This window comes from Flavobacterium sp. NRK1 (assembly GCF_024054175.1).
Taxonomy (GTDB): domain Bacteria; phylum Bacteroidota; class Bacteroidia; order Flavobacteriales; family Flavobacteriaceae; genus Flavobacterium.
In genome coordinates, this window is the sequence record NZ_JAMXLA010000001.1 from 1,518,408 (window position 1) to 1,532,249 (window position 13,842).

Here is a 13,842-nt window from a genome sequence, read left to right on the forward strand (position 1 = left end):
GGATGATAAAAAACTATTTTTCTTTATTTCTACTCGTGTTTTTAACTGCCTTTAATATGGTAAATGCTCAGGATACGCCTGTACTTACCTTTAATTTCCCCGCGCAGAACAATTTAAAATATAACAGGTTTTTATTAAATCCGGCATTTTCATTTGTGAGAGAAGATAACACATATGTATCAATTTACCACCGTAACCAATGGATGCAGTATGATGACTCACCTAAGGTTTATCTGCTTTCTACAACCGGAAGATTTACCGACAGGGCAGGTTTTGGTTTTGGAATCTTTCAGCAGACACTTGGAGTAATAACAAGTTTTGGAGGCGTTGGCAACTATGCTTACAATGTTAGGATTAAAGATAAAATCAACCTCACTATGGGTTTTAATATTGCTTATTATAACAGCGGGGTAGACAGAAACAGAAGCATTACAGAAGAGCCGGACCCTTTGTTGTTATCTATGCGCAATACTTCGCTTTTAAGTATAAGGCCGGGTATTAATATTGGATATAAAGAATTTGACTTAGGGTTTTATGCCGAAAACTTTGTAGACTATAATTTTAAATCGGCAGGTAATCCTAAAGATTTTATAAACAAAACCTATTCAGGTCATTTAATGTATACTCACCAGATGACTTCGCTTAAAGATTTTTTTCAGGATAGTGAATTCAGGTTAATGCTGCGTGGAAAAACAAGTGAATTATATGGTTTTGGACTTAGCGGATCGCTAATAGTAAGTTTTCCAAAATTTGGATGGCTTCAAACCGGTATAGACGAATATTATGGAGTAGCAATTGGGGCAGGTTTCCATTTTACAAAAAGGCTTTCACTGGGTTATACTTTTGAAAGAATCACTAAAAATGCACTGGTTAATTTAGGGCCAACTCATGAAATAACAATGGTGTTTAGCTTTAAAGACAGAGATGCAGCCAGGAAAAAATATATGGAGCAGGCTGAAAAGCCGAAAGATACACTGGCAGAGCTTGAAGAAGAATTAAAAGATGATTTAAAGGAAGAAGATATTGAGGCTAAAGACAGTACTGCTGCTGCCGAGTTTGACAATAAAGTTGAGATTGAAAAGCTGAAAATGGATCTTGATCCTGAGAGCATGCATTTACTGGAAGATCTTATAAAAGAAGATTCATTGGCTAAAGTCAAAAAGGCTGAATTTGATCAAAAAGTAAAAAATCTTAAAGAGTATGCCAGGCGAGAAAAGGCAGCAAAAGAAAAAGCAGGAGATAATAAGCCTATAGAACTTAAAAACATAAAACAATCTAAACGAATTGAAGATCCAAAAACACTGGAAGAACTTAAATATGCACCTGACGGATATTATGTGGTTTCTAAGGATAAAAAAGCGAAAGACAGTGATAAAGAAGTAAAAATAGAAAAACACAAATCGTTTACTGAAGCAGCAAACGCTTCAGAAAAGAAAAAAGCGTCGGGCAAAGAAAAAGGGGTGTATATAGTACACGTAGATAATAACCCTAATCCAGAACTTGAAGAACAAATTGTAAAAAAACCGAAATCTGATAACACCTTACAAAATGAAACACAACTACAAACAAACAGCGATATCCCGCTTCCTCTGGAAGATGTAAAAGGAGATACACTTAAAACAGAAGAGGATATTAAGGAATTTTATTCTGATAAAACAGCTAAGCCGAGGGAAGCTGTTAAAAAAGTAAACAGGCTTAATGTTGAGGGTATGGAACCCGGCTATTATATTATTGCAAACGTATTTTCGGGACAGGAAAATGCAGAAAATTTCGTAGCCAAAATGGCTGAGAGAAATATAAAAGCAGGAATATTTTTAAACCCTAAGAACAATTTCAGGTATGTGTATTTAAAACGACTAAGTACCTGGCGGGAGGCACTGATCTCTTACTATTCAAATGTGGACAATATTTATTTTGAGTCCATTTGGATTATGAGTATCAATACCAACTAATAGCGGAAAACACTAAAAAGGAAACACCAAAATCAACTAAAACTACCAAAAACACCAATGCACTATCAAACTTTAAAAAAGCTTAGGATTTTTATCCTACTGGGGGTATTATTGTCTTGTTTAATAGCAGGTGCACAAACTCCGGTACCACCGGCATTTTCACCAAGACTTGCAGGAGGGAACATTAAAGTGAAGGGAGATGTTATTTTTGTAGGTAACAATATTCTAAACAGAGCACCTTCCAATAATACTTCTCAGGCTAATGTTCCGCTAAATGATAGTTCTGACAACAACGGTCAGAATATGGAATATATTGACATTGATGGAGATCCTTCAACTTTTAGTTCCAGTAGTGCTGATTTGTCTTTGGCATCTAGCTGTGACAAAGTAGTATATGCCGGATTATATTGGGCCTCAACATATCCTTATGAAAGAAGTACAAATGGAGGTCAGCAATGGACTCCGTCTGATGCTACCCGTTATAGTGATTTTAATCAGGTAAAGTTTAAAGTTCCGGGAGGGTCTTATGTTACTCTTATTGCAGATAATAATACTGATTTGCCAGGAGAGGATGACTCCATAATTTTTGATGGTAAAAGCACAGGTGCACTAAACCAGTCATATAAAGATGCACCAATAGTTTGTTATAAAAATGTAACATCTTTAGTACAGGCACTGGCAAATGCGAATGGTACTTATACCCTGGCTAATTTAAGGGCGGCTAAAGGCCAGAGGGACGGCTCAAGTTCTGCAGGTTGGGTAATGGTTGTAATTTATGAAAATCCTACTTTGCCGGGTAAATTTATATCTACTTTTGATGGTTACCAGGGTGTTAGTAATAGCAATACAGCTAATATAAATATTAGCGGATTTGTTACATTGCCAAGTCCGTTTCCTGTTAAAGCACGGCTAGGAGTAGGTGCCCTTGAAGGTGATAAAGGACTTACAAATGATAAACTTCAGATAAAAGGGAGTCTAGTTAGCACTTTTACAGATATAGGTAATACTTTAAACCCAACTAATAACTTTTTTAATTCAACAATAACCAATAACAATGCGCAGGTTCCGGGTAGAAATCCATACGGAACAAACACATTAGGACTTGATTTAGATATGCTTGACATACCTAATGCAAATAATAGTGTGATAAAGAACAATGAAACAGCTGCCACATTAAAACTAACAACATCGGGAGACGGGTATGGAGCATTTGTTGTAACTTTTGCTGTAGACATTATTGAACCGGATATTAAACTTGTTAAAACTGTTGAAAATACAAATGGAGATAATATTGCTGGGCAGAATGTAACTTTAAGTGATGTTCTTGATTATGTAATTACTTTTGATAATGAAGGTAATGATGATGCCAAAAGTTTAGTAATAAAAGATGTTCTTCCTATAAATACTTCTTTTGTATCTGTAGATATGAGTGATGTTCCGGGAGGTTCATATACTGATGACGGAGCAGGTACAATTTATTTTACAATACCTGATAATCTGGTTAAAAAAGGAAATGAATCTGTACCCCACAGTATAAGGCTTAGGGTGAAAGTAGCCGAAAGTTGCAATGATCTTACAGATGCTTGTTCTAATCTTATCCAAAATACTGCTTATGCAACGTATCATGGTGTTTTAAATACTACAACTATAAGTGATGACCCAAGTGTAGCGGGATTAAGTACTTGCGGAAGCCCTATAGAGGGGCCAGCAAATTTTTTGGTTGATGTAAGTGCCTGTACTTATAGCAGGGAAGAAGTATTATGTAATGGTACATTAACGCTTACTGCTGGAGATGGTTATGGAACTTATGAATGGTTTCTTCAGGATCCGGGTGGAGATTTGCCTATGGGTAACACACAATCTATTACAGTTGTCGCCCCGGGAGTATATTACTATAATGCCACGCCTATTGCACCATGTATAGTGCCTATGATGGAAGAAATAACAGTAACCAATTTTGCCGGTGCAAATATTGCCAACCCTGTTATTCCATTCGCCAATGAAACTGTAACATGTTCCAACAATGGTATAAAGCTTCCTAAAATATTTTTATGCGGTATTAACGATAGCAGAGTAATAACAACGGGAATAAGTAGTGGTACCGTTAAGTGGCAAAAATTAAATACGGCTACATGTACTACTGTTGTTCCTGATAGTTGTCCTCATAATGGTTGTCCTGCTACGAGTTGGACACAGGTAGCAACCGGATCTAACTTTACAGCTACTGATGCAGGGGAATATCGTATTTATTTTGACCCTGATGGTACAGGATCATGTCCGCTTTATTTCTATTTTAATGTTTATAAAAACAACCTTGACCCTCAGGTTCAGGTTGAAAATATCGTATGTAATACACCCGGACAAATCAGGGTCATAAATGTTCCCAATACATACGAGATAAAGCTTATAAAACAAAGTACCAATACTGTTATAACAGATTATCCAAATGTTAATCCTGTATTCCCTATTGTATCACCAGGTGCATATACAGTTGAAATAAAGCAAACGGGTGTGCCAAACGGATGTACTTTTACTATAAAAGATATAACCGTTTTAGAAAAAACACTTACAACTAATATAATACCTACCGATAAAACCTGTAATATTCCTGGTAGTATCAGGATTCAGGCTCTTAATGTTAGTCCTCAATACTACTTTTCTATTAGTGGCCCAGTAAATATTACTCACGGTCCTGAAACTGATAATAATCATCTTTTCTCAGGTCTTAATGCAGGGACTTATACTGTTAATGTTACAACAGAGGATGGATGTACTTCTACAAATACTGTTACCATAAATGATTATAGTAATTTAGCACTTAATGCTACAGTTACACAACATGTTTCCTGTGATCCGGGCATTATAACAGTTACTGAGTCGGGAGGTTTAGGACCATATAGTTATGCTATATATAGTATTGATGGTACATTAAAAAATCCTACAGCTGCAGATTACATAACTGAAAACACTTTTTCTATAGATCTTGCAGATATTGGAACTTATGTATTTATAGTTACTGATGCGAATAACTGTACTGCACTTTCTAATCCTGTCACAATAAATAATTTACCTGGTATAACCTATACAAAGGCTTCGCAAGATGCTATTTGTAACGGAGCATCTAATGGTAGCATAACAGTTGCAGTTACTTCTAATCCTAATGGTTATGGAGTAACTTTTGAATTACTGGATTCTTCAGCAAATGTAATTGCAACTAATGCATCTGGTATTTTTACGGGTCTTGCAGTTGGCGATTATACAGTTAATATTCTTCAGGCAAGTACAACTAATACCTGTAGTTTTTCTGAGACATTTACTATTTCCGAACCTGATGCTTTAACAGGAACAGCAAGTATTACCCAGCAATATACATGCGCAAATGGTGGTGCAACTATTGTTGTGGATACTGCTTCGGTAACAGGAGGTACAGGTGCTTATACATATAGTATAGACGGTACTACTTTTGGCACTGCTACTACATTTACAGGTCTTACAAACGGTACTTATACTGTAACTATAAAAGATGGTAATGGCTGTACCTTACAAACAGCTCCAATGACTGTAAATCCGTTAACGCCGGTTACAAATATTACCTTTGCTGCAACGGCGGTAACCTGCCCAACACAAACATCAGATGTTACATTAACCGTAACAGGCGGAGTAGGCCCGTTTAATTATGAAATTACGGCACCTTCAGCTGTTAACAATGGTACTAACGCTGTATTTGCGGGGCTGGCACCTAACACTTATACTTTTAAAGTAACAGATGCCAATGGCTGTACATTTACTAAAAATTACACTATAAATGGTATTACACCAATAAGCGTAACAGGCCAGAATATTAGTAATGTATCATGTTTTAATGCTGCCGATGGAGAGCTTACATATACAGTAAGTGGTTTTGGTACAAACTACAACTATACTGTAGTAAGTACAGGTACGGCAGTTGCTCCTGCAACAGGAGTGACATCGGGCACTATTAATTTAACAAACCTTGCTGCAGGCAGCTATACAATTACAGTAACAGATCCTGCTACAAATTGTAATGCTACAGCAGTAGTTACAATACAAAATCCAACGGCGGTGCTTGCAATAACTAAAACTGTAGTGCAGCCTACCTGTACTGCAGCAGGAAGTGTTACAATTTCGGCAACAGGAGGATGGGGTAGTAATAGCTACCAATTAACAGGGGCGGCTACTGTTGGTCCTCAGTCATCTTCTGTTTTCAGCGGATTGGCAGCAGGCAGTTATACCATTACAGTGACAGACGCTAATGGCTGTGCGGTAACAGATAACTTTACATTAAACGCAGCAGTAGAACCGATACTTACTGTAACGGCTGCTGATGTTTGTCTTCCAGGAACATCAATAACTGTAGCTGTAAACGCAGGCACAGGATTGGCTCCGTTCCAATATAGCCTTAATGGAGGAGCTTACGCCAATGGTACTGTTGCCAGCGGTACTACTTATACAAATCTGGTAGCAGGAACCTATACTATTACGGTTAGAGATGCTAATGGTTGTACCAATGCAACAACTATAACCAGAACGATTAACCCTCAGCTTACGGCATCAACCTTGTTAATTAAAGGAATTACATGTAATTCGGTTCCTCCAGCGATTGATGCTGCACAAATTGCGGTAAATATAAATGGCGGAGGTGCATCTTACCAATATGAAGTTTCAACTGATGCGGGTGTTACTTATGCTGCACCTGTAAGTGTAACAGGATCATTTACATATACTACCACTGTTTCAGGAACATACCAGTTCCGCATTACTGATGCAGCCGGCTGTACAGTAACGACTGCTCCAAGAACGATAGCACCCAAAGTAGATCCTGAATTTACTTTCGGTACAACTACTGATGTTTTATGTAATGGTTCTAGTACAGGTGCTCTTACAATAAATATTGACAATACTAAAGGACTTGCGCCTTATACTATTGCAATTACAAATATTAATACTTCTACAGCTTATGGTACACAAACCACAGGGCTTCCGGCTGGTATTTATGAAGTGGTTTTGACAGATGCTAATGGTTGTACGTTTACCAATACTGAGGAAATTGAAGAGAATGATCCGGTTACATTTACAACACATGAAACAAACATTCAGTGTATTGACGATCCTCTTAACCCCGGAACCAATATCTCTGCGGGAGAAATACTAGTGCAGGCTGTTACAGGAGGTCAGGGACCTTACACATACCACTTGACCAATAATTTCGGGTATTCGGCATCTTTTGGTCCTTCTGCTTCAACAACTCATCCGTTTGTTATCTTAAACTATGGTATATATCAGGTTGTAGTAACTGATGCTAACGGTTGTACAGCCATTAAGCCTAATATTATTATGGCTTCCCCTCCTAATGAGCTTGATATAGATGTAACTACTATTGTTCCGGCAACATGTGCCGATGGAGGATCTGCAATTGTTGAGGTTGGTGCCATTATTACAGGTACAAACTATGAGTTTGCTATACTTGAAACCAATACACCACCTTATTCAAGTAATTATGTGGGACCAAGTGACCCTGCGTTTCCCAGGGTTGCAAGATTTGACAATCTTGTTCCAGGTCTAACCTATACTTTTGTTGTTTATGACAAAGACACACATTGTTACTATTTCGACTCAGCTCAAATCGATCCTGCTTATTCTGATCTTGTTGTGGATCCTGTGGTTGTTACTGATATAACATGTCAGGGTTCAAATGACGGAAACGTTAATTTTAACTTTACTGTAACTTCAGGCACTAACAATGTATCATATCAGGTATACGAATTTCAATCTAACGAAATAGTGACAACTCCTGGAGCTTCGGGAACAGTAACTGTTTCAGGGGGTACTGGGTCAGGTAATGCAACTGGTCTGGCTCCGGGTATTTATTATATAGAGTTTGAGCAATTAGATGGTAATGCTGGTTGTAAAGTAGCATCTGAGCAATTTACAATTACTGAATCACCTGTTCTTTTAACCGTTACAGCTAATGCTACCGAAAAGGATAATGATTGTACTACCGATGCGGGTCAGGTTGTAATTACTGGTCAGGGAGGTAATACACCATACTCTTATCAATTAGTGCCTGCAGGAGATCCACAACCTACTACATGGGTATCGGGTAATACATTTAATAAAGAATCAGGTACTTATGACGCATATATTAAAGATGATAACAACTGTATAAAAACAGTTACTGTAACTATAGACCTTGATGAAAGTCCGGAAGTTACAGCAGTGATAACTCCTAATACACAATGTACTGCTACAGAGGGTAGCTTTAGTATTGATGTTACCAGAACTAAAGGTGATGCAGGAGGTTATACTTATAGCTTAAACGGAGGTGCTTTTGAGGCAGAGTCGGATAGCTTCACTTATACAGGTCTTACTTCAGGAAGCTATTCTGTAACAATAAAAGATGGTAACGGTTGTATATATACAATTCCGGTTACCGAGGATGTTATTATTTATGCCCCATTAACTGTTACGGCTCAGTCAGCAGTTCAGCCAACATGCGCAGATGACGACGGACAAATAACCGTTACAGGTTTTGGCGGGTCGGGCAATTATGAATATGAACTTGAATTTGCAGCAGGCGGAACGGCAGCTGTACAACAATCATCAAATGTATTTACAGGATTGGCTGCTGATGACTATAAAGTTATAATTCATGATATAACATCAACCTGTACTGAAGAAGCATTAGTTTCTTTGGATGCAGCGATACTAGTCGATTTTACAACGGCTAAAACAGATGTAAGCTGTAATGGAGGTAATGATGGTACTATAACTATTACTCTTGATGCTTCAAACACAGATACTCCTTATAGTTATACTATCGACGGACTTCTTAGTGCGCCTATAGTTCAAAGCAGTCCTTTATTTACAGGTCTTGCAGCAGATACTTATACTATTACAGTAACGTCGGGTAAAAATTGTACGGGTACAGATACAGTAACTATCAATCAGCCTCTAGCGTTGGCTGTATCGGCTGTTGCAACACCTTTTGCATGTGCAACAGATAATACGGTACAAACATCTGAAATAACAATTACAGCTACAAATGGTACGTCGCCATATACTTATAGTATAAATGGTACTAATTATTTTACTACAAATATCTTTAATGTTCCTGATACGGGAAGTGTACAAAACATTACAGTTTATGTAAAAGATGCCAATAACTGTACAGAAAATTTCCCACTTACTATTGATCAGCTTCCTGTTATGTCAGCAGCAACGGCTACTCAGGTAACGGAAATTACATGTACAAATGATGAAACAGTAACTGTTGAGGTTACAGGAGGGTCAGGTAATTATCAGTTTGAACTACTACCTTCAGGCCCTGTATTTACGCCGGGTGTTGGTGTTAGTACTGCTAACTTTGATTTAACCACTCCGGACGATTACACCTTTAAAGTCACCGATTTAGGTACCCAATGTACTATTACTACTGCAACTTATACGGTGAGTCCTTTTGATACTATAGATGCTGTAGCTACAGCAGCTACACAGGTTACCTGTTTTGGAGGAACTGACGGAACAATTACAATAAACGTTTCTGGATATACAGGAGCTTATAACTATGAGGTAAGAAATACTTTGGGAGTTGTGGCCAGTGGTACAGGAAATACCGGTACAAATCCTTTCACAATATCAAATGTACCGGCGGGAAGCCTTTTTGTAAGGGTAATAGGCACAGATACACCTTTTTGTTCTGCCGATACGGCAGCTATAACCGTTGCTTCACCGGCAGATGCCCTCGTGCTTAGTGCTAATCAAACAGCAAACGTAACATGTACCAATAACCTTGGAGAAATTTTGGCTCAAGCCTCAGGTGGCTGGGGTACTTATGAATATGAATTAATAAATACTACTACAACAACCACTATTCAGGCTTATGATGCGAATAATTTCTTTACAGATTTGGCAGCAGGAAATTATACGGTTAATGTAAGGGATGCAGGTGGCTGTATAGTAACACGAACCCTTACACTTACACAACCTAACCCTGTTACAGCCAGTATAAATGCATCGGTAACTTCTGTTATGTGTTATGGCGATAAAACGGCATCGGTTCAGGTAACAGGGGTATCTGGCGGTAGTGGTTCATACCAATACATATTGAATACATACGATGCAACAGGTACTACTATTACAATGAGTACAGGTGCACAGGCCAGCCCAATATTTGCTGGACTTGGAGAAGGAATTTATACTATTACAGTATCAGATGGATGGTCATGTGGTTCAGAATTTGGCCCGGTAACTATTACACAACCTGATCCGTTAGTAGGATCACTATCTTTAACAGATGGTCTTACCTGTACTACTCTTGCAGAACTTACTATTTCTGCAACAGGAGGTACTCCTCCATATGAATATAGTACTGATAACATTACTTATGATGGTACTATAACAGTATTTCCTAATTTAGATTTTGGTACATACCAGTACTATGTAAGAGACAGCAAAGGTTGTACCGCAGTAATGACAAATGAGGTTACTATACCGGAAGTACCCGCATTAAACCCTAATTTAAATCTTGCAGGGGCAAAAATTAATTGTTATGGAGCTGCTACAGCTGTAATAGTAGCTGATGCTACAGGAGGTTTAGGGAATTATCAATACGAGTTATTAGATAGTACATCTACTCTTATAGCAGGACCACAAGCTAACGGAACTTTTTCAGGATTATCAGCAGGTGATTATTATGTAAGGGTGATAAGTGATGATTGTAATACAACATCAAGTATAATATCTATTACAAACCCTCCGGAGTTCATTATAGATTCTCAGGTTACAGACATTCAATGTTATGGAGAGTCTAACGGTAGCATTAAAATATTAACGACAGGGGGAACCGGAACAGTACAATACGCAATTTCGCCGAACCTTGATCAGTTTGATTCTAATAATATATTTACAGATCTTACGGCAGGTTTTTATGACATTATAGTTCAGGATCAGAATGGATGTTTTACATATTTTGATGATCTTGAAATTAAAATGCCGGACCCTATTGATGCTACTATTGTAAATGTAACCGATGAAACCTGTTTAGGTGAATCAGATGCTAAAATTGAAGTTACTATTACAGGTGGAACAGGAAATTATGTAATTAGTATTGATGATATTACTTATGACCCTGTTACAGGGTCGACACATATATTAACAGGGCTTTCGGCAGGCACAACTACAGTTTATATAAAAGATGCTAACGATTGTGCCCTTAACCCGCCAATAACACAGCCAATATTACCGGGTGTAAATATGGATCCGCAGGTAGTTGTTACACCAACCTGTGTATCTAATACGCCTAATAATGACGTAACAATAACTATAGATGGATCTGTAACAGCTGCAAATGTTACTTACTCACTTGATGGTGTTACCTACCAACCTTCTAACATATTCCTGAATGTAGGTTTAACACCAGGTAACTATACTGCTTATGCGAAACATATAATACCAGCTACAGGGCTTACATGTATTCAGACTAAAGGCTTTACTATAGATACACATGACCCTATCGCTGCTACCGCAGCAGTAACAGCAGATGTTTTATGTTATGGAGACAGCACAGGAGAGATCACAGTAACTGCAACAGGTGGTACTACACAGCTTGAGTATGCTATAAGCCCATTATTTGTTTACCAGTTATCGGATACATTCAGCAACCTTGCATCAGGAACTTATGACATTAAAGTAAAAGACGCTATTGGTTGTGAAATAGATATTACAGGGGTAGTGGTTGATCAGCCAACAGCAGCATTAACAGCTACAGCTACACATACCGATGAGATCTGTATCAATGCCAATGATGGTAGTATTACAGTAACCCCAACAGATGGTACAGGCCCTTATCAGGTAAGCTTAAACGGAGGTACATATACAACAGCATCATCAGCACCGGCTGTATTTACAGGCTTAGCCGATGGCACTTATACCATAGATGTAAGAGATGCTAATGGATGTACCTTTGCTCAGTTTACAGAAACAATAAATGAAGGAGTAGACCTTCAGGCTTCAATCGTGACTACCCAGGTATGTGACGAGACAACTATTACAGTAAGTGTTAACCCTGCAATTGCAGCTATAGATCTTACTTACGCACTCGATGGAGGAACACCACAGGCATCAAATCAATTTGTGGCAACAGGTCTTTCAGCAGGGTCTCACAATGTAATTGTATCACATAGTAATGGCTGTAATAGTGCGCCTCTTACATTTAATGTGGCACCTGTAATTCCAATTGTTATGGGAGCAACAAGCCAAACTGATGTGAACTGCTTCGGTGGCTCAGATGGTACAGCTACAGCAACAGCAACAGGAGGAACAGCACCACTTACCTATGCTATCGCACCTAATGTACTTCCATTAGTGTATGGTACTTACCAGGCAACAGGAGCCTTTACAGGTCTTGCGGCAGGTGATTATGTGATCAATGTAAAAGATGCTCTTGGATGTGAACTTGCTTCATCCGTTATTACTGTAGGCCAGCCGGCAGCGGCATTAACTGCGACAGCCACTTCAACTGACGAGATCTGTATCAATGCCAATGATGGTAGTATTACAGTAACCCCAACAGATGGTACAGGCCCTTATGCTGTAAGTTTAAACGGAGGTACATTTACAACACCACCATCTGCAGGTCCTATTACGATATCTAATCTTTCGGATACTACTTACACCATAGATGTAAGGGATGCTAACGGATGTACTTATACTTTACCTGCAGCTATAACAATTGCAGAAGGTGTGGATATTCAGGGTGATTATCAAATTTTCCCGACATGTACTAATAATGTAATTGGTAATATAGTATTCCCTACAGTTAATCCTAATATTCCTGCAAGTGATTTTGAATGCGCATTAGACGGAGGTATTTTTGAACCTGCTGACAGCACTTTCTATCAGGATCTTAGTGCAGGTTCTCATACTATTACTTTCAGATATTTAAATGGATGTACACAGGATGTAACCTTTACAGTTCCTGCTCTGTTACCAATATCTGCTTCAATAACATCCCAAACAAATGTTATGTGTTATGGCAATACAACAGGAGAGATCACCGTAACAGCAACAGGAGGTACAGGTACATTAAGCTATGCAATTTCAGATCAGACACCGCCTGTATTTGGTACTTATCAGGCAACAGGAGTATTTACTGGACTTGCTGCAGGAGATTATACAATCAGTATAATGGATGATAATGTTGGCTGTGAAACTCAGTTAACAACAACTATTACTGAACCAACAGCAGCATTAACAGCTACAGTAACCCATACCGATGAGATCTGCATCAATGCTAATAACGGTAGTATTACAGTAACCCCAACAGATGGTACAGGCCCTTATCAGGTAAGTTTAAACGGAGGTGCATTTACAACACCACCATCTGCAGGTCCTATTACGATATCTAATCTTTCGGATACTACTTACACAATTGATGTAAGGGATGCTAACGGATGTACGTATACTTTACCTGCAGCTATAACAATTGCTGAAGGAGTAGATCTTCAGGCTTCAATCGTGACTACCCAGGTATGTGACGAGACAACTATTACAGTAGATGTAAACCCTGCAATTGCAGCTATAGATCTTACTTACGCACTTGATGGAGGAACACCACAGGCATCAAATCAATTTGTGGTGACAGGTCTTTCAGCAGGGTCTCACAATGTAATTGTATCACACAGTAATGGCTGTAACAGTACGCCTCTTACGTTTAACGTGGCTCCGGTTATCCCAATTGTTATGGGAGCAACAAGCCAAACTGATGTGAACTGCTTCGGTGGTTCAGACGGTACTGCTACAGTAACAGCAACAGGAGGAACCGCACCACTTACCTATGCTATCGCACCTAATGTGCTTCCATTAGTGTATA

2 protein-coding genes are annotated in these 13,842 nt (G+C 38.5%); both read left to right on the forward strand.

Annotated elements, in window-relative coordinates; translation table 11 throughout:
• Window positions 1–2: 2 nt before the first annotated feature.
• Complete coding sequence (locus tag NHE85_RS07135; protein WP_256474536.1) at window positions 3–1,952, forward strand: PorP/SprF family type IX secretion system membrane protein; 1,950 nt, start codon at window positions 3–5, stop codon at window positions 1,950–1,952.
• A 111-nt stretch (window positions 1,953–2,063) separates the two neighbouring features.
• The coding region (locus NHE85_RS07140; RefSeq protein WP_252811086.1) for a hypothetical protein at window positions 2,064–13,842 on the forward strand (11,779 nt) is incomplete at its 3' end.